The 22,923-nt window shown below is 72.1% G+C and carries 18 protein-coding genes; 10 read left to right on the plus strand and 8 right to left on the minus strand.

Annotated elements, in window-relative coordinates:
- Window positions 1–386 precede the first annotated feature (386 nt).
- The 8 genes from rpmH (at window position 387) to LEP48_RS12385 (ending at window position 6,359) form a co-directional block, all read left to right on the plus strand.
- Window positions 387–524, plus strand: a complete 138-nt coding sequence (gene rpmH, locus LEP48_RS12350) for a 50S ribosomal protein L34 (protein WP_153942278.1) — start codon at window positions 387–389, stop codon at window positions 522–524.
- Between the two features lie 3 nt (window positions 525–527).
- The gene (gene rnpA / locus LEP48_RS12355) at window positions 528–896 is read left to right on the plus strand and encodes a ribonuclease P protein component (RefSeq protein WP_225565899.1); all 369 of its coding nucleotides are present in this window, start codon (window positions 528–530) and stop codon (window positions 894–896) included.
- Window positions 893–1,201 carry a membrane protein insertion efficiency factor YidD gene (gene yidD / locus LEP48_RS12360; RefSeq protein ID WP_225565900.1) on the plus strand — a complete coding sequence of 103 codons (309 nt, stop codon included), beginning with the start codon at window positions 893–895 and terminating at the stop codon, window positions 1,199–1,201. Before rnpA ends, yidD begins: the two co-directional genes overlap by 4 nt.
- 67 nt (window positions 1,202–1,268) lie before the next feature.
- The gene (yidC, locus tag LEP48_RS12365) at window positions 1,269–2,204 is read left to right on the plus strand and encodes a membrane protein insertase YidC (RefSeq protein WP_225565901.1); all 936 of its coding nucleotides are present in this window, start codon (window positions 1,269–1,271) and stop codon (window positions 2,202–2,204) included.
- Window positions 2,205–2,232: 28 nt separating this feature from the next.
- Window positions 2,233–2,745 carry a Jag family protein gene (locus tag LEP48_RS12370; RefSeq protein ID WP_225565902.1) on the plus strand — a complete coding sequence of 171 codons (513 nt, stop codon included), beginning with the start codon at window positions 2,233–2,235 and terminating at the stop codon, window positions 2,743–2,745.
- 131 nt (window positions 2,746–2,876) lie between these two features.
- The gene (rsmG, locus tag LEP48_RS12375) at window positions 2,877–3,548 is read left to right on the plus strand and encodes a 16S rRNA (guanine(527)-N(7))-methyltransferase RsmG (protein ID WP_225565903.1); all 672 of its coding nucleotides are present in this window, start codon (window positions 2,877–2,879) and stop codon (window positions 3,546–3,548) included.
- 210 nt (window positions 3,549–3,758) lie between these two features.
- The gene (locus LEP48_RS12380) at window positions 3,759–4,826 is read left to right on the plus strand and encodes a ParA family protein (RefSeq protein ID WP_225565904.1); all 1,068 of its coding nucleotides are present in this window, start codon (window positions 3,759–3,761) and stop codon (window positions 4,824–4,826) included.
- A gap of 120 nt (window positions 4,827–4,946) precedes the next feature.
- Window positions 4,947–6,359, plus strand: a complete 1,413-nt coding sequence (locus LEP48_RS12385; RefSeq protein ID WP_225565905.1) for a ParB/RepB/Spo0J family partition protein — start codon at window positions 4,947–4,949, stop codon at window positions 6,357–6,359.
- 1,909 nt (window positions 6,360–8,268) lie between these two features.
- Here the strand turns inward: LEP48_RS12385 and trxA are convergent.
- The 6 genes from trxA to LEP48_RS12415 form a co-directional block, all read right to left on the minus strand.
- Window positions 8,269–8,595, minus strand: a complete 327-nt coding sequence (gene trxA, locus LEP48_RS12390; RefSeq protein WP_225565906.1) for a thioredoxin — start codon at window positions 8,593–8,595, stop codon at window positions 8,269–8,271.
- Between the two features lie 37 nt (window positions 8,596–8,632).
- Window positions 8,633–9,649: a thioredoxin-disulfide reductase gene (gene trxB, locus LEP48_RS12395; RefSeq protein ID WP_225565907.1), complete on the minus strand. Its 1,017-nt coding sequence runs from the start codon at window positions 9,647–9,649 to the stop codon at window positions 8,633–8,635.
- A 147-nt stretch (window positions 9,650–9,796) separates the two neighbouring features.
- On the minus strand, window positions 9,797–11,734 hold the full coding sequence (locus LEP48_RS12400) for a protein kinase family protein (protein WP_225565908.1): 1,938 nt from the start codon (window positions 11,732–11,734) through the stop codon (window positions 9,797–9,799).
- Between the two features lie 138 nt (window positions 11,735–11,872).
- Window positions 11,873–13,702, minus strand: a complete 1,830-nt coding sequence (gene murJ, locus LEP48_RS12405; protein WP_225565909.1) for a murein biosynthesis integral membrane protein MurJ — start codon at window positions 13,700–13,702, stop codon at window positions 11,873–11,875.
- A complete protein-coding gene (locus LEP48_RS12410) occupies window positions 13,699–15,990 on the minus strand; it encodes a DUF6049 family protein (RefSeq protein ID WP_225565910.1) in 2,292 nt (763 codons plus the stop codon). Before LEP48_RS12410 ends, murJ begins: the two co-directional genes overlap by 4 nt.
- A 10-nt stretch (window positions 15,991–16,000) precedes the next feature.
- Window positions 16,001–16,630 carry an NUDIX hydrolase gene (locus LEP48_RS12415; RefSeq protein ID WP_225565911.1) on the minus strand — a complete coding sequence of 210 codons (630 nt, stop codon included), beginning with the start codon at window positions 16,628–16,630 and terminating at the stop codon, window positions 16,001–16,003.
- 127 nt (window positions 16,631–16,757) lie between these two features.
- On the opposite strand from LEP48_RS12415, the gene LEP48_RS12420 reads away from it, so the two are divergent.
- Window positions 16,758–18,248, plus strand: a complete 1,491-nt coding sequence (locus tag LEP48_RS12420) for a CCA tRNA nucleotidyltransferase (RefSeq protein WP_225565912.1) — start codon at window positions 16,758–16,760, stop codon at window positions 18,246–18,248.
- 63 nt (window positions 18,249–18,311) lie between these two features.
- Entirely contained in the window at window positions 18,312–19,517 is a 1,206-nt protein-coding gene (locus LEP48_RS12425; protein ID WP_225565913.1) for an MFS transporter, read from the plus strand.
- 111 nt (window positions 19,518–19,628) lie between these two features.
- Here the strand turns inward: LEP48_RS12425 and LEP48_RS12430 are convergent, their stop codons facing one another.
- Window positions 19,629–21,146 (minus strand): MDR family MFS transporter, encoded by a 1,518-nt coding sequence (locus LEP48_RS12430; RefSeq protein WP_225565914.1) that lies wholly within the window; start codon window positions 21,144–21,146, stop codon window positions 19,629–19,631.
- 253 nt (window positions 21,147–21,399) lie between these two features.
- Window positions 21,400–22,728: an MFS transporter gene (locus LEP48_RS12435; RefSeq protein WP_225565915.1), complete on the minus strand. Its 1,329-nt coding sequence runs from the start codon at window positions 22,726–22,728 to the stop codon at window positions 21,400–21,402.
- Window positions 22,729–22,923 lie beyond the last annotated feature (195 nt).

Genomic DNA, 22,923 nt, shown 5'->3' on the forward strand with positions numbered 1-22,923 from the left:
AGTCTGTCACGCCGGGCCACCATCCACATAGTTGTCCACATCCTGTGGATGCTGTGGACAACGCTGTGGACGAGGGAGCCGGGCGGCGACCTTCCGCGCCGCGCTGCGCGTCGTCGTGCCAGGCCGGTGCCAGTCCGGTTTCAGGTCTCGTCATCGTAGCGAGGCACCGGCAGGGAGGGAATGCCGAGCGCGGCCCTCGCCGGTTTGACCCGCGAGGGCTGGGCAGCGTAACGTCAGACAGCCGTTCCAGGTCTTTTTGCGCGCCCGCTTGCGGGTACCTCGGGCCGGCCCGGTCGGCGCCGGCGTCCGTACGCATGTCGACCTGTGATGACCAGCATCGTCGAGGAACTGACGGTGTGCCTCCCCGACGTTTCTTGGAGTAACTCGTGAGCAAGCGGACTTTCCAGCCGAACACCCGTCGTCGTGCGAAGACCCACGGTTTCCGGCTGCGCATGCGCACCCGCGCCGGTCGCGCCATCCTGGCGAACCGCCGTCGCAAGGGCCGCGCCGAGCTCTCTGCCTGAGCCGTGCTGCCCGCGGCGCACCGACTGCGCCGTTCCGTCGACTTCGAACGGGCGGTGCGCCGCGGCACGCGTGCAGGACGATCGACCGTGGTGGTCCATCTCGCTCTCGACCCTGAGAGTGAGCGGGCCCCACAGGTCGGTCTTGTCGTATCCAAGGCTGTGGGGAACGCCGTGCACCGGAACCAGGTGAAGCGCAGGTTGCGCCATGCGTCGCGCGCGCACCTCGACGGGCTTCCCGCCGGCGCGCTTGCCGTGGTGCGGGCTCTGCCCGCCTCGGCGGACGCCAGCTACGCCGAGCTCGACCGCGACCTCGGACGATGTTTCGACCGCGCGGTCATCCGCGCCTCTGAGGCCGCCAAGGGCGCCCGATGAGTGCTGCGACTCTCGGCCGTGAGGCCTTGCGGAACCTCCCGACGACCGTTCTGATCGGGATGATCCGCGTCTACCAGGCGGTGGTCTCCCCGCTGACCGGGCCCACGTGCAAGTACTACCCGTCCTGCTCCCAGTACGCGATCATCGCCGTGCGCACGCACGGGACGCTGCGGGGGACCGGGCTCGCGCTCTGGCGCATCCTGCGGTGCAACCCCTGGAGCCTCGGCGGCGTGGACGACGTTCCGCCGGCTCGCTCGCGACACACGCACGACGACGTGCGCGATCACGGGCACCGCGGCGCCTGAACGCCCCTGACCCTCCCCGGCCGCGCCTCCGGGATCGCAGACTTTCCGACCAAGGAGACATTTCGGGATGATCGATACCATCCTTTACCCCATCGAATGGGTCGTGGCCTGGATCATGTACGGGGCTCACGCCCTGTTCACGACCCTGGGGATGCAGGACGGGGTAGGCCTCGCGTGGGTGCTGTCGATCGTCGCCCTGACGATCGTGATCCGCGTCGCGCTGATCCCGCTGTTCTTCAAGCAGATCAAGGCGTCGCGCGGCATGCAGATGATGCAGCCGGAGCTGCAGGCCGTCCAGAAGAAGTACAAGGGCAAGACCGACCCCGCCTCTCGCGAGGCCATGGGCCGCGAGACGATGGAGCTCTACCGCAAGCACGGCACCAACCCCATGGCGTCGTGCCTGCCGCTGCTGCTGCAGTCCCCGATCTTCTTCGCCCTGTTCCGGGTGCTCAACAACCTGCAGAGCATCGCCAACGGGAACAAGGACGCGATCGGCCCGATCGACAGCCGCATCGCGGGCGACATCGAGTCGTCGAGCCTCTTCGGCGCACAGCTCTCGGACATCTTCCGGACGACGGACGACACGGCGTCACGGATCGTCGTCATCGTGCTCATCGTGATCATGAGCGCCACGATGTTCTTCACGCAGCGTCAGCTGACCATGAAGAACATGCCGAAGGCGGCCCTCGAGGGCCCGATGGCCAGCACGCAGAAGATGATGCTGTACATCCTGCCGGTCATCTTCCTGATCTCGGGCATCAACTTCCCCGTGGGTGTGCTGATCTACTGGGTGATCTCCAACCTCTGGTCGATGGGCCAGCAGTTCTACACGATCAAGCGGATGCCCGCGCCGGGTTCCGAGGCCGAGCGCCTGCTCAAGGAGAGGCAGGCCCGCAAGGCCGCCGCGAAGGGGGCCATCGAGGCCGAGCCCGAGCCGGAGCCGGAGCAGCCCCGCGGGCAGCGTCAGCAGCCCAAGCGCAAGAACCGCCAGAAGCGCGGCTGAGCCGGGCATCGAGAGGATCAGGATCGACATGAGCACCGACACCGTGGACCAGGGCCCTGACCGCACCAGCCGCCTCGAGGAGGAGGGGGAGATCGCGGCCGACTACCTGGAGGAGCTTCTGGACATCGCCGACCTGGACGGCGACATCGACCTGGACATCCGCCACGACCGCGCCGCCGTCGAGGTGGTGGCGGACGAGGAGGGATCGTTGTCGGCCCTCGTCGGGCGTGACGGCGAGGTTCTCGAGGCGCTGCAGGAGCTGACCCGGCTCGCCGTGCAGGCGAAGACAGGGGAGCGCAGCCGCCTGATGCTGGACGTCGGCGGCTTCCGTGCCGCGCGTCGGCAGGAGCTCACCGTGCTGGCGGAGGAGACCGTCGCACAGGTGAAGGAGTCTGGCGAGGAGATCGAGATGTCCCCGCTCAACGCGTTCGAGCGCAAGGTCGTGCACGACGTCGTGGCGGCGTCTGGCCTGCTCAGCGACTCGCGCGGCGTGGAGCCCGAGCGGTACGTCGTGGTCCAGCCGGCGGCCTCGGACGACTGAACAGCGCGTGGAGGGCCCGTCGTTTCACGTGAAACGACGGGCCCTTGCGTTTGACCCAGGCACGTGTTGCCCAGGGCCCGCGGGCCGGCGGCCACCCGGCATTTCATGAGTACGGCGCGAGGAGATCGGTCATGACGGAAAACGGCACGCAGGCACAGGCGGAGGAATCGGGCGACCGTGCGCTGGGCACGAGCGCGCCCGTCCGGGAGTACTTCGGTACGCGCTACGACCAGGTCGCTGCGTTCGCGGACAAGCTTCGCGCCGAGGGGGAGCTCCGCGGGCTGATCGGTCCCCGCGAGGTTCCGCGCCTGTGGGAGCGGCACATCCTGAACTCGGCGGCGGTCGTCCCGCACCTCGCCCAGGCAGGCAGCGTGGCGGACGTGGGCTCGGGAGCGGGGTTGCCGGGCATCGTGATCGCTGTCATGCGACCCGACGTTGAGGTCGTCCTCATCGAGCCGATGGAGCGCCGGACGGCCTGGCTCACGGAGGTGAGCGAAGATCTCGGTCTGACGAACGTACAGGTCAAGCGTGGGCGGGCAGAGGAGTACCACGACGCATTCGAGGTCGACGCGGTGACCTCGCGCGCGGTGGCCGCGCTGTCCAAGCTTGCTCGGATGAGCCTGCCGCTCGTCCGGCGCGGCGGCGAGATGGTGGTGCTGAAGGGACGCAACGTTGCGCAGGAGATCGACCCGGCACGGAAGGTGCTCCGTTCGTTCAGGTGTGGTGAGCCGGAGATCCTCGAGGGCACGACGGTCGAGGGAGTCGAGCCGACGACGATCCTGAAGGTGCGCAAGGGCGCCTGATCAGGGCCGATACCGTTCCGCCTCACACAGGTGAACGGGCGGTCCGCGGAGGTCTGGCGGGCATCCGCGCGAGTCGATCGACGGCCCGGAGTTTCAGGAGCGCCCCGCGGCCCTGACGCCGTAGAGTGAGCGCGGAGCCGAGGCGGCCGACGCGCAACGACCGAGCGCGCTGCTTCCGGCGGAGTGGGTGACGAACCGGAGGAGTGGCGCGTGAGCACCAGTACGGAGCACGTCGACGGAGTGCCTCGCGATGACGAGTCGCCGATGAGCAACGCGGATGTTTCACGTGAAACGGGACCGAACCTCGACTGGGCTTCTGGCGGGATTCCCGCACATGTCGACACCCATCGCGCGGCTCTCGTGGCGTCGGTCCCCGACGCTGACGAGTCGACACCACTTGCTGCGCAGCTCGCGATCGACTCTCGTCGAAGGATCGAGCTGCACGGTCGGCGCTTCCCGAAGCCGGAGCGGACCCGCATCATCACAGTGGCAAACCAGAAGGGTGGCGTCGGCAAGACGACCACGACGGTGAACCTGGCGGCCGGCCTGGCGCAGGCGGGCCTCAAGGTGCTCGTGATCGACAACGATCCTCAGGGCAATGCATCGACCGCGCTGGGGATCGAACACCGCGCGGGGACCCCCTCGATCTATGAGGTCTTGGTCGACGGAGACGCCCTGGCGGACTCGATCCAAGAGTGCCCGGACGTCCCGGGGCTCTACGGCGTCCCGGCGACCATCGACCTGTCGGGTGCCGAGATCGAGCTGGTCTCCCTTGTTTCACGTGAAACACGACTCCGCCGTGCGCTGGACTACTACCTCGAACAGCGGGCAGCGAACGGAGAGGAGCAGATCGACTACGTCTTCGTCGACTGCCCGCCGAGCCTCGGGCTGCTCACCGTGAATGCGTTCGTGGTGGGCCGTGAGGTGCTGATCCCCATCCAGTGCGAGTACTACGCGCTCGAAGGGCTGAGCCAGCTTCTGAAGACGATCGAGCTCATCAAGGCGCACCTCAATCCCGAGCTGACGGTCTCGACGATCCTTCTCACGATGTACGACGGGCGCACGAACCTCGCGCAGCAGGTGGCTGCGGAGGTGCGTGAGCACTTCCCGGCGCAGACCCTGCATACGACAGTCCCGCGATCGGTGCGGGTCTCCGAGGCGCCGAGTCACGCCCAGACCGTGATGACGTACGACCCGGGGTCGACTGGTGCCCTGGCGTATCTCGAAGCGGCGCGCGAACTCTCGGAGCGGGCTCCGCGACGCTCTCACCTGCAGTGACGCAGTCCGTTTCCGACGTGCGCCGCGCGGATTCTCGCGGATCATGGGTACGTCGGCGTACGGCAGAGGCATGGACATGACGACGGGGCGGGTGCGCCCCACGGTTCAGGAGGCACGAGGATGAGTCAGAAGAAGCGGGGCCTGGGCCGTGGCTTGGGCGCCCTGATCCCGTCAGGTCCTGAGACCGAACGGCCGGTCGACGTGTTCTTCGCCTCGAACGACGCGAAGGCCTCCGCCGCCGCCGCAGAGGGGAGCACGTCGACGAAGGCGGGATCGGAGGCTCTCGCTCCGGAGCAGTCGGAGACCCTGGACTCCCCCGGGCGTCCGGGGCGTCGGTCGGCGTCCTGGGACAACGCGATCGCCGGTGGACGACTCGGGATGCTGGCCGGTGGCGAGAGCGGGCGAGGTCAGGCAGCGACGAGCCTCCTTGACGACATCACTCAGGCTGGTGGCGCGCGCCTGACCGAGAGCGCGGGTGAGATCGAGGACGAGACGACGACGTCGTTGGGCTTGATCACTCGGATCACTGCCACGGAGACGGACGACGGAGACGCTGCGGTGTCCGTCCCTTCAGAGCCTGTGGAGGAGGCCCCGGCGGATGGGCCGGGGACCGCAGGAGCGACAGAGCTGGACGAGGGCGATTCGAGTGCGTCTGTCGGCGAGAGCCGCCGCGGCGTTTCACGTGAAACGGACCTTGTCCCGGTTCCGGGTGCGCGGTTCGCCGAGATCGCGGTCGGTGCCATTCGGCCGAACACCTGGCAGCCACGGGCAGTGTTCGACGACGGTGAGCTCGACGAGCTTGTCGACTCGATCTCGCAGATCGGCGTGCTCCAGCCGATCGTCGTTCGGCCGGACCCGGAGACAGAGGGTCAGTTCGAGCTGATCATGGGTGAGCGCCGGTGGCGCGCGTCGCAGGCAGCGGGGATGGAGACCATTCCCGCGATCGTCCGCGAGACCGAGGACTCGGACATGCTCCGAGACGCGCTGCTGGAGAACCTGCACCGTGCCGCGCTCAACCCTCTTGAGGAGGCTGCGGCGTACCGTCAGCTGCTCGACGACTTCGGGTGCACGCACGAGGAGCTGGCGACCCGGATCGCGCGGTCGCGCCCGCAGATCTCGAACACTCTGCGCCTGCTCAAGCTGCCGCCCTTGGTCCAGCGACGGGTGGCCGCGGGGGTCCTTTCTGCCGGCCATGCTCGCGCCCTTCTCGGCCTCACCGACGGCGCGGAGATCGAACGCCTTGCTCAGCGCATCGTGTCCGAGGGGTTGTCGGTGCGTGCGACGGAGGAGATCGTCACCCTTTTGACCAGCGGCGACGCGGAGCGAGCGACGCGCCGAGCACCCCGGGCGGGGCAGCGGAGCGAGGCCATGACCGAGCTCGCGACGCGGCTCTCTGACCGCTTCGAGACGCGCGTGAAGGTAGACCTCGGCAAGACGAAGGGCCGGGTGACTGTGGAGTTCGCGTCGGTGGAGGACCTCAACCGCATCCTGGGAGTGATGGCTCCGGAGGATCCGGGCCTGCTGCGGTCCTGACCGACGCTCACGGCGCACGCCGAGACCTTCCGTCGGACCGAGCACGAGCATCTTGGTCGCCGCTGTTTCACGTGAAACAGCGGCGACCTATGTCGTCGCTTCGCCGTCCCCGAGCCGGCGCCACCGGCGGGAGGGCCGGTCTGGTCTCTGGGACCTACGCACAAGATCCGGTACCCAGGCCGATTCCTCATGCGGTCGGTAGCGGCAAGCGCTGAGCTCCTGACGTCGTCAGTCGTTTTGGCCTGTGAAGGGGAAAGAGTACGGCCCTTCGCTGTTTCACGTGGAACGTCGCGATCCGCGATGGGCGCGGCGGACGACATCACCTGATCAGCGTTGGCGTGGGCACGAGAGCGAAAGTAGGCCGGCAGCGGGAGCGGCAGCGGGGGCGGGAGCGGGAGCCGGAGCCGTAGCCAGGGACGTCCGCGGTGCGAGGAAGCCACGACACTCGTTTCGCACGGGCCGGTGCGCCCGCGCCGTCGTTCAGCGCGGGAGCATGATGACGTGTTTCACGTGAAACGACGACCGTCCCCGTCGTGGGCGTCGGAAGCGGCTGAACTCCCAGTCGGGAGCGCATTCGGTACAGCCGTGGGGGAGTGGTCAGGGGAGACGCCTGCGTCTTGGGAGGTCCGAACTCGGTCTGAGGCGCAAGACCTGGATTGCCCGTCGGCATGTCTGACGGCCGACAGCGAGTGCCAGCGGCGATCACGCTTGGACCGAGGGTGTCGTGGCGGTCGCGCCGCGGCTGGTCGCCGTGGAGGCCGAGCCATCTCGCGCGCTGTGGTGGGGGCGGTAGCGCGCATGGCGGCGCGCATTTCAGTCTGATCGTTCATTTCAGTCGGAGCGCTCGGGGCACGGAGGACTTCCCATGTCGGACAGAGCGGCATATACCGGCGGCCGGGGCCGACGACCCATGCGGCGCGCGAGGGCGAGTGTCCTTGGTCGCGGGAGACCGCGATCCGGTCAGAACGCTTCGCGGGGCCGAGTACGTCGTCTGCTCGGCGCAGCGACGGGGTCCGTGCTGGCTAGCTCGCGGGTCGGGCACCTGGACCTGGCGCGCGAGATCTTCGGCCTGATGCACGACGCAGACGTGGGCACCGCTGGGGACGAGCGCGTCCGACGGCTCGGTCCGAGGGTCCGTGCTCGCCTCGTGCCGTTCCAGAATCCGCGACAGTCGAACGTAGGTGAGCCGCTTGCTAATGCACTCGTGTGGTCGCTCACCGTGGCTTCGCCCGCGACGCCGACCTGTGGGGGAAGCGTGCCCCTCGAGCGGCTCGTCGACTGACGGGACGGCGTACCAACCAACGGGACGGCGAGAGGCGCCGGCACGCGCATGCTCGTTGGGGAACGCCGCGCAGGGTGCGCCGTCGGCATCGGAGGGATCTGCGAATGCGCCGACGAGGGCAGTTCACGGCTGAGGTCGCACGGTCGGCGCCCAGGTCAGGGCAGGCACGTGCGGCGACGTTCGCGTGTCGCGTTCGCGGACCGCTCCAGCAGGTTGGGTGAGCTGTCCGGGACGTGGGTCCCCCGCCGAGAGCGGCCCGCACTGACGGTGCCGGAGGGCCACATGCGCCGTTGAGGGCCGCATGCGCGTTCCGCCCGTGAGCTCGTACCGGACTCTGCCGGGCCGGCGCTCCGTTGTGCCCGTCGTGCCCGTCGTGCCCGTCGTGCCCGTCGTGCCCGTCGTGCCCGTTGTGCCAGCCGCGCCTCCGGCTCCGGTCCGATGCGGAGCTGGGCCGTACCGGGCGGCCGCCCCGGTGCTGGTGAACGGCACGCGGGAGAAACGCCATCGACTGCTCGGCGAGTGCGGCTCGGCCGAGTAGCGGGCACCTGAGCACGCGCCCCGGCCAGGGACGACGACGGCCGCCGTGTTTCACGTGAAACACGGCGGCCGCGACGGTGAATGCTGGGGTCAGCTCACGAGGACTGCATCGATCTCTTCCTGGATGGCCCGCTTGGGACGGGCGCCGATGATCGACTTGACCAGCTCGCCGCCGGAATAGACGTTCAGGGTCGGGATGGACACGACGCCGTAGGCCATGGTGGTGGCCTGGTTGGCGTCGGTGTCGAGCTTGGCGATCTTGATCTTTCCGTCGTACTCCTCGGCGAGCTCCTCGAGGATCGGGGCGACCATGCGGCACGGGCCGCACCAGGTCGCCCAGAAGTCGACGAGCACGGGGATGTCGGATCCCAGGACCTCGTCCTTGAAGGTGTCGTCGGTGACGGCAACGGTCGGCATGCTGACTCCTTCTGTCTTGCGGTAGGGGTGGTGAGGCTCAGCCGGCGACGGCGTCGAGCGCGGCGGGCAGGGCCTCCGGGTCGGCGTCGACGTCCGCGATCTCCGCGAGGTATGCCTGGGCGTCCAGCGCGGCGGAGCAGCCGGACCCGGCGGCGGTGATGGCCTGACGGTAGGTGTGGTCGACGAGGTCCCCGCAGGCGAAGACGCCGGGCTGGTTGGTGCGGGTGGAGCGCCCTTCGACGCGCACGTAGCCCTCGTCGTCGAGGTCGATCTGGCCGGCGAGCAGCTCGCTGCGCGGGTCGTGCCCGATGGCGACGAACAGGCCGGTGACGTCGAGCTCGCGCTCGGCACCGGTGACGGTGTCGCGCAGGGTGATGCCGGCGACCTTGTCCTGGCCGCTGATCGCCGCGACCTCGCTGTTCCAGGCGAACTCGATCTTCGGGTCGCTCTGGGCGCGGTCCGCCATGATCTTGGAGGCACGCAGCCCGTCACGGCGGTGCACCACGGTGACCTTGGACGCGAACCGCGTCAGGAAGGTGGCCTCCTCCATCGCGGAGTCCCCGCCACCGACGACTGCGATGTGCTGGTCGCGGAAGAAGAACCCGTCGCAGGTCGCACACCAGGACACGCCGCGTCCCGACAGGCGCTTCTCGTCGGCCAGGCCGAGCTCCCGGTAGGCGGACCCGGTCGCCAGGATCACTGCGCGGGCGCGGAAAGTCTCCCCGCCACCGGTCACGACCGTCTTGATGTCGCCGGTGAGCTCGAGGGTCTCGGCGTCGTCCCACAGCACGCGGGCACCGAACTTCTCCGCCTGCTCGCGCATGGACTCCATGAGGTCCGGGCCCTGGACACCGGTCGGGAACCCGGGGAAGTTCTCCACCTCGGTGGTGTTCATCAGCGCACCGCCGGCCGTCACCGAGCCTGCGACCACGACGGGTGCCAGGCCGGCACGCGCGGCGTAGACCGCCGCGGTGTATCCGGCCGGGCCGGAGCCGACGATGACGATGTCGTGCACGGTGGACTCACCGGCGGGTGCGGTCGACTGGTCGGTCACGTTCTCTCCTGCGGGGTGGGCTGCGGGTGGTGCGGGTGGGCGATGTCCGGGGTGGTGAAGGTCGCCAGCGGCGTCAACACCACCCGTGGTGTCGATGTTCCCTCACCGTCGCGGGTGCGGCGCGTCCGACCCGCCGCCACGCGACTGTCAGGAGATGACGATCTCGTTCAGCTCCAGGTAGTACTTGCCGCTCGTCATCGGGAGCTCGGTGATCCACAGGACGAACGAGTCGGAGACGGTGTCCTCGCTCAGCGTCAGCTGGGTGTCGCTCGCGAACGCGCCCTCGGCGAGCACGGGGCCGTCGGTCGGTGCGTCGGCAGTGGTGGCACGGACCTCGACGTGCCCGCCCTCGGAGTTCGTGTTGAGCGCGATCGACGTGACCGGCGCAGGCTCCTCGAGCTTGATCACGTAGCCGATGCCGGAACGGAGGCCGGCGAACTTGGGGTCGGCGAACCACTGCGTGAACCAGAAGGTGGACGGATCGGAGTCGAACGCGAGGTCGACGGCCTCAGGGTGCTGGCCGTCGCCCTCCGGGTCGAGCTGGTCACCCGACGCGATGACGGGCCGGACCTCGGGCTCGTCCGGCGTCGGCTCCTCGGACTCGGTCTCGGTGCCCTCGTCACCGCCGTCCGCCGGCGCCGACGGTGACGACGAGGCTTCGGCCAGCGGCGGGGCGAACGGCTTGCCCGCGAGGCTGATCGCCCAGATGGCACCGGCGATCACGAGGACGATGACGAGCGCCATGACGATCGGTGTCGGGTTGACCCCGCGACGTCGCGGCGCCGGGCTGGACGCGAAGCTGCCGGTGCTGGTGTTCGGCTCCCCGCCACCGGGCGGAGGCGGCGGGACCGGGGCGTGCGCGGTCGACTGCTGTGCGGCGTATCCCGCGACGGGGGCACCGGCTGGCGGGTAGCCGCCGCCGGCCGGGGACCCGGCGGCCGGCTGCCCTTGCGCGGGGTAGCCGTACGCCTGCTGCCCGTAGGTGGGCTGCGGGTACTGGCCGGCCTGCGGCGGCAGCGCCGTCGTGGCCTGCGGGTCCATCGGCCGGGCGGCGGCGTACGCCTGGGTCGCGCCCATGGCGCCGCCTGCGACAGCGCCTGCGGCACCAGCGGTCGCCACGCGGGCGATGCGCCCCGTCGACGGCCGCCGGACGGGCTGCGCGGGGGGCGGCGTGCCGGGGCGCGCCACGCCCGGCGCGCCGGCGCCGAGCACCGAGGAGCGCGAGGGCGGGCCGGCCGCGGGCTGGACGAACTGCGGCAACGAGTCGACGACCGACACCTCGCCCCACGGGGCGAGCGCGGCGGCCACGTCACCAGGGGTCGCCGGCGCGGCGCCGGCGCCGGCGCCGAACGTCCGGCGGACGAGCGCGTCGAGGCTCTCGTCGACGTGCGGCACGAGGGTCGAGACGGGCACCACCCCGGTGGCGTCGGTCTGCGCGGGCAACGGACGCACGGCGTCGGGGGAGATCCAGGAGTCCTCGAGGCTGTCGCCGGCCCAGCGCGCGGTGAGGGCGTAGTAGACGAGCGCGACGAGGTTGCGAGCGTCCGAGGCAGCGGCGGCGTCGCCCGCAGCCTGGGTGTTCCCGCTGTCACCGGTGTCCATCCCGGCGAGCGCCGCGTCGATCCCGAGACCGGTGACCGACACGCGATGGCCGTCGACCCGGACCGCGTCGGGCCGCAGCGCACGGTGGTGGACCCCGCGCTGCGCGGCGGCCTCGAGCGCAGCAGCTGCCTCGCCGACGACGGCGCGAGCCTGCTGGGCGTCGACCAGTCCACCGGAGATGATCTCGGTGAGCGACGAGCCGCGGTAGGGCTCGCTGATGATGTAGTGGCGGGACCCGGAGCCGAGGTCGGTGGAGCCGACGTCGAGCACGCGGCTCAGGCGGGGGTCGGTGACGAGCGCGGCGCGACGGGCGGCGTCGAGCGCCGCGGTCGCGTGCTGTCCGTCCACGAACGTCACCCGGACCGGACGGTCCAGGATCTGGTCGTGCGCCTCCCAGGCGTCGGCTGCGGCGAGGTCGGACGCAGCGGGCTGCGACAGCCGGTAGCGATCGACCATGACGGTGCCGGGAAGGGCGGTGCTCACCTGTGCTCCTCGGTGGGGGTGCGGGTGGAGGGTGACTTCCTCCGGTCCATCGGACCATGGTACGGGCGAGGGCCACAGGGAATGGCCCCGCACGTCAGAGGGGTTTTGTGCAGGTTGTTCGAGGGTGTCGGCATCGGGTCACCGACCCAGCCGCCGGAGCACGGGAGCGAGGGCGTCGTCGAGCTCGCGCACCCGCAGGACCTTGAGCGACAGGACGTACGCGAGCAGCATGACGACGCCCGCCACGACGGTCACCAGTGCCGACCTGCCCCAGGACGTGATCTCGTAGCCGCCCAGGAGGCGGACCGTGAGCCAGCCCATCCCGCTCGCGACGACGGCGCCGACGGCCGCCCGGACGTACAGCCGCATCACGCGGGGGCCGTCCATCCCGTCGAGCTTGCGGTGCATGCCGCGGACGCGCAGGAGGAGCGAGATCCACGTGGACAGGGCGTAGGCGCCGCCGGCGGACACCGCCCACCACGCGGACGGGAGCACGGACACGGCCCCCCAGAGCGCGAGCACCATGGAGACGGTCGCGATGATCTGGATGACGAAGAGGCTGCGCCCGTCCTCGAACGCGAAGTACATCCGGCGCACGAGCACGGTGGCGCCCAGGGCGACGAGACCCGGTGCCATGGCCTGGATGATCCGCGCGACGGCGGTGACCTCCTCGGCGACGAGCGACGGGAGCACGGTCGACGTGAGCGGGACGGCGAGCACGAGGAGCGCGGCCGCGGAGAACACGGAGAACACCCCGGCGGAGCGCAGCCCGAGCGACATGTCGGCCCGCACGGCGGGGAGGTCCCCGGCCTGCACGGCCGCCGTCATGCGCGGGAACATCACGGTGACGATGGAGACGATCACGAGCGAGTGCGGCAGCAGGTAGATCGTCATCGCGTTCGTGTAGGCCGCGTTGCCCGCGATGACCTCGTCGGGCCCGGCGGTGGTCCCGGCGGCGATGAGCACGTTCGACAGGTAGAGCACGCCGAGCTGTTCCAGAGCCACCGCGCCGATGGTCCAGCCCACGACCACGCCGGCCGAGCGCAGGCCGATACCGCGGAACCCGACGCGGAACCGCCACCGGAACCCGGAGCGCCGCAGCGCGACGACCAGCACCAGCGCTTGCGCCGCGATACCGAGCGTGGCTGTGGCACCGAGCACCACGGTCTGCGACGTCGTCCACGTGGACAGGTCGGAGATGCCGCCGGCCTGCGCGGTGCCCCAGACGAGGATGAACGCGCCGAAGCCCAGCAGCGACACCACGTTGTTGGCCACCGGCGCCATGCCGTAGGCGGCGAACCGCCCGCGCGCGTTGAGCACCTGCCCGAGCAGCATGTACAGGCCGTAGAAGAAGACCTGGGGGATGCACCAGTACGCGAAGACCACGGCGAGCTGACGGGCGTCCGGGTCGTCGACCTTGAGGGTGTACAGCCACACGATGAGCGGTGCGGCGACGACGAGGACGGCGGTGAGCAGCAGGAGGCCCAGGCCCGAGATGGTGATGAGCTTGTCGAGCCGCTCGCGTGCGTTGGGCGCGTTCATGGCCCGGAGGATCTGCGGGATCAGCACCGCCTGGAGCACGCCCGCGGAGATGAGCGCGAACAGCATGTTGGGCAGCTTGTTCGCGACGTCGAACGCGTCCGCGACGGTTCCGGTCGCGCCGACGCAGGCCACCAGGAGCATGCCGCGGACCAGCCCCGACGCGCGCGACGCGACGGTACCGACCGTCATCGCGATGGAGTTCTTGCCCAGGCTCGCCCGGCGCACGCCGTCGGTGCCGGGTGCCGCCACGGCGTCGCTCTCGGGGACCACCTCGGGAACGGCTCCGGCGGGCTGTTCGGGGGCGTTCTCGCCGGCCTCGGGGCGGTGGGCGCGGCCTGAGGCACCGCCCGACGCGTGCGCGTTCCCGCCACGGGCGTGCCGGGGCGGGCGCTTGGCGTCGTGCTCGGCAGGACGGTCGGCGGTCATGTGCGGTCGATCTCCGAGGGTGCGTGCTGCTGGTCCGACGGGGGGACGGCCGGCGTGGGAGCGGACGGGGCGTCCGCGGACGGGGGGTCCGCGACCGCGGAGACATCGTCGCCCGTGGTGCGGCGCGTCGACCGCCCGCGTCGCACGGTACGCCAGATCCCCGCGACGAAGAGGAGGCCGACGGCCGCGGCGACCACGCCGGTGCCGACGGTCTCCCACCCGGCGCGCACGGTGACGGAGAACGTGGTGGGTTCGGCGACGACGGCACCGCTCGGGGCCAGCACCTCGACGGCGATGTCGACGTCGCCGGAGCCGATCGCGCGGACCTCGACGGGTACCTGCGTGGACGACCCGGCAGGCACCACGACGGTGGGCCGGGACTCGACCTTCAGCCGGGGGTCGTCGGGGCGGAGCACGACCGTCACCGTCGCGTCCGCGGGGAGGTCGTTGCGCACGAGGACGGGCAGCGCTCCCGTGTCGGCCACGAGGTTGATGGCGGAGCGGTCGGCCACCGAGATGCCCTGCCGGAGCTCGCCCGCGCGTTCGAGGGCGGTCGAGACGGCGGCCGCCCGGGTCTCGGTGTCGTCGCGGAAGGCGTGGGCGAGGGGGAACACGAGCATGCGGTCGACGCCGGCCGAGAGCTCGTCGGGGTCGTCCGCGACGGAGGCGAACTCGGCCACCGCGCGGTGGGTCTCGGCGAGGTCGACGACGGTCTCGGGTGCCAGCTCGGCGGGGTCGGCGTCGGAGCGCGGGAGGCCGTGGCGGGGGGTGTCGGAGGCCGGGGTGGCGATCGTCTGGCCCAGGGTGACGACGTCGGCCCACTCGGCGGCGTCCAGGGCGCCGAGCACCTGGTGGAGGGCCTCGGCGTCCGGCGACCAGCCGCGGGGGAGGGCCGCGAGCAGGCTCGGCGCCGTTGCGACGCCCTCCGACCGCGCCTGCTCCCGCTGCCCGGCCGCGAGCAGCGCGGTGTCCGCCCGGAGCTGCTGGGCCGCCTCCGCGGGGGTCGGCGCGTCGTCCTGCCCCGTGATCCGGGCCAGGACGACGGAGAGGTGCTCGTCGGCGACCAGGGCGGAGACCTTCCCGGTGCTGGTGCCGACGGCGGTCCGTGCGGACGCGACCTGGTCGCCGCGGGGGGCGAGGCCCTGGGACACGAGGACGTGGTCCGCGTTCGCCTGACGGGCGGTGGCCATGGTGGTGACGTCAGGACGGCCCGCAGGCCAGACGAGCTCCGGACCCCACGCCGCCGGGGCCTGCCAGTCGCTCGGCAGCCAGGCGCGGGCGCGCAGGCCGGTCGCGGCCTCCGAGGGCGACAGGCCGGAGTGCGCGAGTGCCGCGACGTCCGGGTCGAAGGCGGACAGGGTCACGACCTCCTGGACCGTGCCGTCGGTCAGCTGTTCGGCCCAGGCGACCGTCGTGGGCTCGTCGGACTCCTGGGCGGCCGCGACGAGCGCCGGGTCGACGGCGAGCGCGACGCCCGGCGCGGCCGACGCGGGCGTGCCGGCGGCGGCGAGAGCCGTGAGGCGACCGTCCGGCGCGGTGAGACCGGCCAGCTCGGCGTCGTAGCCCGCGGGATCCCTCGGGTCGATGGCGGGGCCGGTCACGGGCGCGACGACGCTCAGCGAGACGGGGGAGGGCTCCTGCCCGTCCGGGGCGAACAGGAGGAACGTGTGCAGCACGTCGAGGGGCTCGCCGCCCGAGACGACCGCGAGGGAGATCGCCCGCGGTCCCCACGGCGCGTCCGCCCCGAGGCCGAGGATGTCGACCGGGAGCGCGAGGTCGGTCTGCGTCGACGCACCCGGCTCGACCCGGCCGAGCGGCTCCGACTTCTGCCGGAGGGCGGTGGTCGTGGTGTCGTCCAGGGCCCAGGCCGCGAGCGCGGCCCGCGAGGACACGACCTGCCAGGAGGCGCCGAGGTCGATCTGCGCGCCGTCGAGCGCCGTGTCGCGACCGTTGGTGACCCGCAGGGTGAGCGTGACCGTGTCGCCCGGCTGCGCGACGTCGGGCAGGTCCCCGACGAGGTCGATCGTGACCTCGCCGTCGCGGACGGCGGCGACGCCGCCCGCCGTGCCCTCGGCTCCCGCCGGGGCGGCGAGGGCGGTGGCGGTGGCTGGCGCGTCGAGCCCGGTGGTGCCGGTCTCGGCGACCACGGCCTCGGCGCGTCCGCCCTCGCCGACGGCGGTGCCGGCGGAGGGCAGGAGCGTGACCCCGGACGCCAGGAGGGTCACGAGCAGGACGGTGATGAGGGTCGCGAGGCCGGCGAGGGCGCCCGCGGTCCGGGAGACGGTCACGCGGTAGGCCTCACTCGACCACGCCGGGGGTGCGCGCCAGGACCTGCTGCGCGACGCCGGCGAGGCGCTGCTCGTTCGGGTACGACAGGCGGTGACCCAGGTCGGCGACGGGCACCCAGAGGGCGTCCTCCGCCTCTTGGTCGGGGTCGCCCTCCGCGGTGATGATCCCGCCCTCCGCACGCAGCAGGAAGTGGTGCACGACCTTGTGCACCCGGCGGTCCTCACCGGAGAACCAGTAGTCGATGATGCCGAGCTCCGTGCGGACGGTGCCGAGGATCCCGGTCTCCTCGCGGATCTCGCGGACCGCGGCCTGCTCGGGCGTCTCGTCCCCCTCGAGGTGCCCCTTGGGCAGGCACCACTCGAGCCGGCCCGCGCGGTTGCGCCGCACGATGACGGCGGCCTGGTGACCGCCCGGGGTTCGTTCGACGACGAGACCTCCCGCGGACGTCTCTTCCACGACGGGCAGGTGCGCCGTCGACCCGGTGGCCGCGGACCCCACGACGCCTGGGACGCCGACGCCCGCGTGCCCCGTGAGGAGGGCAGGGTCCACGCGCAGCGGGTGGCCGCCCGGCGGAACGGGTACCGCCGGCACGGTCGAGCGCCCGCTGCGGGGGCCGGGAACCGGTGCCGGGGAGGACATATGCCCACCCTACCGAGTACAGCACCGCCTCCGTGCGGCGCCACGTGGGGTGGAACGGGTGCGGGGCCCTGGACCGCACCGACGGCCCGTGGGCACCAGCCCGCGGGATCTGGGAGGATGGGACGTCGTGCCGACCCCTGAATCCTCCACCCCCGCAGCGCTGCTGCGCCGCGCCCTCACCACGCTGACCGAGATGGCCCCCGCGGCGGTCGAGCTGGGCGAGGTGTTCCGCGACGCCGGGCACGAGCTGGCCCTCGTCGGCGGACCGGTCCGCGACGCGTTCCTGGGCCGACCGAGCAGCGACCTCGACTTCGCGACCTCGGCCACCCCCGACGAGACACAGGCCCTGCTGGCGCGATGGGGCGACGCGCACTGGGACATCGGCAAGGAGTTCGGCACGATCGGCGCACGCCGGTTCGCGAAGGGCCGCCGCGCGGGGGGTGTCGACGGACAGGACGTCGTCGTCGAGGTCACGACGTACCGCACGGACGAGTACGACCCGGCGTCACGCAAGCCCGTGGTCGCGTTCGGGGACACCCTGGACGGCGACCTGTCCCGTCGTGACTTCACCGTGAACGCCATGGCGGTGCGCCTGCCGGACCTCACCTTCGTCGACCCGTTCGACGGTCTCACCGACCTGGCGCGCGGCGTCCTGCGTACGCCGATCGCCCCCGAGCGGTCGTTCGACGACGACCCGCTGCGGATGCTGCGGGCGGCCCGGTTCGCCGCCCAGCTCGGCTTCGGGATCGAGCCGGCGACCCGGGCGGCGATCGTCGAGATGGCGGGCCGCATCGACATCGTCTCGGCGGAGCGCGTGCAGGCCGAGATCACCAAGCTGCTGCTCGCGCCCCGGCCCCGGCCCGGGCTCGAGGTGCTCGTCGACACGGGCCTGGCCGACCAGGTGCTGCCCGAGCTGCCGGCGCTGCGGCTCGAGATCGACGAGCACCACCGGCACAAGGACGTCTACCAGCACTCCCTGATCGTGCTGGAGCAGGCCATCGCGCAGGAGACCGGACCCGACGGGCCCGTGCCCGCCCCGGACCTGGTGCTGCGGCTCGCCTCCCTGCTGCACGACGTCGGCAAGCCCGCGACGCGGCGGTTCGAGGACGGCGGCGGTGTGAGCTTCCACCACCACGAGGTGGTGGGCGCCAAGCTGGTGGCCAAGCGGCTGCGCGCGCTCAAGTTCGAGAAGCAGGTCGTCAAGGACGTCGCGCGCCTCGTCGAGCTGCACCTGCGGTTCCACGGCTACGGCGACGGAGCCTGGACCGACTCCGCCGTCCGGCGGTACGTCACCGACGCGGGGCCGCTCCTGGAGCGCCTGCACCGCCTGACGCGCGCCGACTCGACGACCCGCAACAAGCGGCGCGCGCAGCGGCTGGCCGACGCGTACACGGCGCTGGAGGAGCGCATCGACCACCTGCGCGAGCAGGAGGAGATCGACGCCATCCGACCGGACCTCGACGGCACCCAGATCATGGCGATCCTCGACATCGGGCCGAGCCGCGACGTCGGCGCCGCGTACAAGCACCTGCTGGCGCTGCGGATGGAGCACGGGCCGCTCGGCACCGAGCGCGCCACCGCGGAGCTGCGCACCTGGTGGGAGTCGCGGCAGTCCTGACGTCCCCCTGAGTAGGGTGTGCGCCGAGGGTCCGCACCGGCGCGGACCCGACTCGGAGGCCGCATGGGAACCGACCGCAGGGCCAGGCTGGGCGCGAGCGCCTTCTACCTGGTCCAGGGCATGTGCTTCGCGGGCCTGCTCGCGCAGGTGCCTACCCTCCAGGACGCGCTCGGCGTCTCCGACGGCACGCTCACGCTGGTGCTGCTGCTCGTCCCCGTGGTGGCGGGCGTGGGCAGCGTGCTGGCCGGGGCCCTGGCGCCGCGCGTCGGCAGCGCGGCGCTGCTGCGGCTCGGTGGCCCGCTCGTCGCGGTCGCGATCGTGGGGACCGGCCTGGCGCCGTCCGTGGGCGTCCTCTTCGGCGTCGTCACCGTGGTGGGGCTGCTGCTCGGCATCGTCGACGCGGCGATGAACCTGCAGGGCGTGGCGGTGGAGCGCCGCTACGGCCGGAGCCTGCTCAACTCCTTCCACGGCGCGTGGAGCGTGGGCGGCATCCTGGGTGCGCTGGCGGCCGTGCTCGCCCACTCGCTCGGATGGTCCCTCGTTGCCGGGCTGGGGCTGGTGGCCGGGGTGGGGATCGTCGTCGACCTCGCCGCCGCCCCCCTGCTGCTGACGCGCGCGGACGAGTCGGGCCGGACGACGCCCGCAGCCGTGGGCGGCGAGGCCGCGGCCAACGTGCCCTGGCGCCCCCTGGTGCTCGTGGGCGTCGCGGTGACGATCGTCTTCCTGGCGGACTCGGCGGCGTCGAACTGGTCCACCAAGTACGTCGAGGACGTGCTGGACGGCGCGTCGAACGTCGCGCCGCTGGGGCTGGCCGCCTACCTCGGGAGCCAGATGGTGGGCAGGCTCGCCGCAGACGGGCAGGTCAACCGGTTCGGGCCCGTGCGGCTCGTCGTCGCGGGCGGCCTGTTCGGGGCGGCCGGCCTGGCGCTCGTCACGCTCGCCCCCGCACCGTGGGCCGCCGTCGTGGGGTTCGCCGCGACAGGGCTGGGGCTGAGCGTCGTCGTGCCGCTGGCCTTCTCCGTGGCCGGGCACCTCGACCCGGACGGCACCGGCGGAGCCGTCGCGCGCGTGAACCTGTTCAACTACGTCGGATTCGTGCTCGGCGCCGGGCTCATCGGCGGCGTCGCCGAGCTGGCGGGGCTGCGCTGGGCGTTCGCCGTCCCCGCGGTCCTGGCGCTCGCGGTCGCCGCGCTCGCGCCCGCGTTCCGGCCGGCGGCCGCTCGCCGGCCGGCCTCGGCCCAGGGCGTCGGGACGTCGACCACGACCTGAGCGCCGTCACCCACCGTCGAGACACCCCGCACCGCCGAGGAACGACCCGGGGGCCGCAGTCCGATCGGACGGCGGCCCCCAGGTCGTTCTCGACGGACCCGTGCGGGTGGCTCAGTGGGCGCCGACGTGCGCCTCCGCACCCGGCACGGGCGCGGGACGACGCAGCCGCGTCGCGAGCACGAGCGTGACGAGAGACAGCGCGGCTCCGGCCAGGAACGCCACCCGCGCGCCACCGGACATCGCGGCGGCGGCGGTGGCGCCGTCGTCGACCATCGAGACGGACCGCACGGTCAGGAGCGTGATGAACAGGGCGGTGCCGGCCGCCCCCGCGAGCTGCTGGACCGTGCCCATCACGGCGGAACCGTGGGAGTACAGGGACGGCCGCAGGCCGGCGAGCGTGAACGTGAACGACGGCGTGAAGACGAGCGCCAGGCCGAGGCTGATGACGAGGTGCCCCGCCAGCACCAGCCAGACGGGCGAGGTGGACGACAGGCTCGCGAAGACGAGCATCCCCGCCGTCACGGCGCCGAGGCCGGGCAGCACCAGCACGCGAGGGCCGTGCCGGTCGTAGAGGTTGCCCACCACGGGCCCCAGCAGACCCATCGCGATGCCGCCGGGCAGCATGACGAGCCCGGTCGTCACGGCCGAGATGCCCATGGCCTTCTGGGTCACGATCGGCAGCAGCATGAACGTGCCGAGCATCGACCCGAAGCTCAGCGCCATCAGCCCGAGACCCAGGCCGAAGCCGGGCGCCCGGAAGACGCGCAGGTCCAGCAGCGCGGCGTCGGTGCGCTGGAGCACGATCTGGCGCCAGACGAACACCGCGAGGAACGCGGCACCCGCACCGACCAGGGCGCTCGGCGGCACCGCCACGGCGTGCTGCGCGGCCTCGCCGAAGCTGGACAGCCCGTAGACCAGGCCGCCGAACCCGCCGACGGCGAGCAGCAGCGAGAGGGGGTCGAGTCGCTGACGAGCGCGGTCGGCGACGTCGCGCACGAGGACCGCGCCGACGGTGAGGGACACCAGCGCGATCGGGAGCACCACCCAGAACACGGCGCGCCAGCCGAGGGACGTCACGACCAGGCCCGACATGGTGGGGCCGAGCGCGGGCGCCACGGAGATGACCATCGACACGTTGCCCATCACCCGGCCGCGGTGCGCCGGCGGGACCAGCATCATCACGGTCGTCATGAGCAGCGGCATCATGATCGCGGTGCCCGTCGCCTGGACGACGCGCGCGACGACGAGGATGCCGAAGGCCGGGGCGATCGCCGCGAGCAGCGTGCCGGTGCTGAACGCCGCCATGGCGAGGATGAACGCGCCACGCGTGCCCAGCCGCTGCACGATCCAGCCGGTCGCGGGGATGACGACCGCCATCGTGAGCATGAACGCCGTGGTGAGCCACTGGCCGGTGGCCTCCGTGACATCCATCTCGGCCATGATCGCGGGCAGGGCGACGCCCATGGTGGTCTCGTTGAGGATGACGACGAAGCTGGAGGCCAGCAGGAGCCCGATGACCTTGACGTTCTGGCGGGACAGGCGGGCGGCGGCGGCGGGCGGCGGCGCTTCAGGGGCCCTTGCCGGCGCCGTGGGCGCGGGCGTCGTCTTGGTGGTCCGGGGAGCTGGCACGGGGGTCTCCGCTTCACGTCGATGCCCGGCGTGCGGGCGTGTTCAGGGCAGGGTCGTTCCACGTGCGGGACGGCGCGCGGTGTGGTTCCGGACCGGGGACGGACGCCCCCGCGCGGTCGCCGGGGAGGCATGACCGTACTGTGTACGACCATCGACCAGCCTGCGTTATTCCCGCGAGATTGACGACCCCTTTTCCGGGCGCGACTCATCGGTGCCGGACGGACCGGACGGCGCCGGGCCGCGTTCCGCCGGGTCAGGCCGTGGTGGCGACCTCGTCGGGCGCGCCGGCGTCGGCGCGTGGCGCGGCCGGAGCCGCCTCGCGTGCGCCGCGGAGCCACAGGAGCAGCGCGACCAGCACGTACGCGACGGCGAGGCCCACGAACACGCCGCGCGACCAGCCGGTGTCCGGGAGCGTGAAGGCGGCCAGCGCCGCCGCGCCCACGAACGCCGCGTTGTAGAGCACGTCGTAGAAGGCGAACGCCCGCCCGCGGTACGCGTCCTGCGTGTCGCGCTGCACGATCGTGTCGACCGCGATCTTGGTGCCCTGTGCGGCCAGCCCGAGCAGCGCCGCGCCGGTGTAGACGACGGCCCGGGACGGCGTCGTCGTCAGCAGGAGCTGGCTGGCCGCGGCGAGCAGCAGCATGATCGCGATCCACCCCTGCGGGCCGGTCAGCCGCGACAGGGTGGGCGTCAGCACCATCGCGCCCGCACCGCCCAGGCCCGTGAGCCCGATGACGACGGCGAACGTGCCCATGCCGGCGTCCTGGTCGCCGGGGGAGAGCAGGTTGCGCGCGATGAGGATGGAGGCGATGAACACCACGCCGTACAGGAAGCGGTGCGCCGCCATCACGAGGAGGGCCTGGCCCGGGGTGCGCCGCGTGACGAGGTAGCGGGCGCCGTCCGCCAGGCCGCGGGCGACCTTGACGATCTCGCCGCGGATCGCGGCCTCCGCCGGCCGCTCCGGCCCGAGCTGGGTGCGTCCCAGCCGCAGCGCGAGCAGCGACGCGATGCCGAACACGACCGCCGCGCACACGAGGGCCGAGGAATCCTTGACGCGGCCCGGCTCGAACATGAGACCGAGGACGACGCCGATCCCGCCGCCGACGAACGCCGCGCCCGCACCCAGGGTGGGCGTGAGGGAGTTGGCCGTGAGCAGCAGCGGGCCGTCGACCACGCGCGGCAGACCGGCCGAGAGCCCCGCGAGGAGGAACCGGTTGACCGACAGCGCGGCCAGGCCGAAGGCGTAGATCCAGCCGGACACACCGCCGGACAGCATGAGCACCGCCATCCCGACCGTGATCACGACCCGCACCGCGTTGCCCCAGGCCAGGACCTGCCGGCGCTGCCAGCGGTCGAGAAACACGCCCGCGAACGGCCCGACGATCGTGAACGGCGCCAGCATCACCGCGAACGCACCGGCGATCGCCGCCGCCGTGCCCTGCGACTCGGGGGAGAAGAACAGCAGCGACGCCAGCCCGACCTGGAACATGCCGTCCCCGGCCTGCGAGACGAGGCGCACGGCGAACAGCTTGCGAAAGCCGTCCAGGCGCAGCAGCGCCCGCAGCTCCGAGATCACGCTCACCCGTGCACCTTTCTCCACAGCCTCAACCCTCCCACGCCCCGTCCGCCCGACGGCGAGCACCCCCGCCGAGATAGAGAGGGGACCCCGCCGAGATAGAGAGGGTCCCCTCGATCTCGGCGGGGTGAGCCCGCACCCTGCGCTGCGCTCCAGATCAGCGCTCGATCTGATGGTCGCGCTGGTCTTGCACTTCGCTGG

Origin of the sequence: Isoptericola luteus, assembly GCF_020297055.1 — a bacterium.
GTDB classification, from domain to species: domain Bacteria; phylum Actinomycetota; class Actinomycetes; order Actinomycetales; family Cellulomonadaceae; genus Isoptericola; species Isoptericola luteus.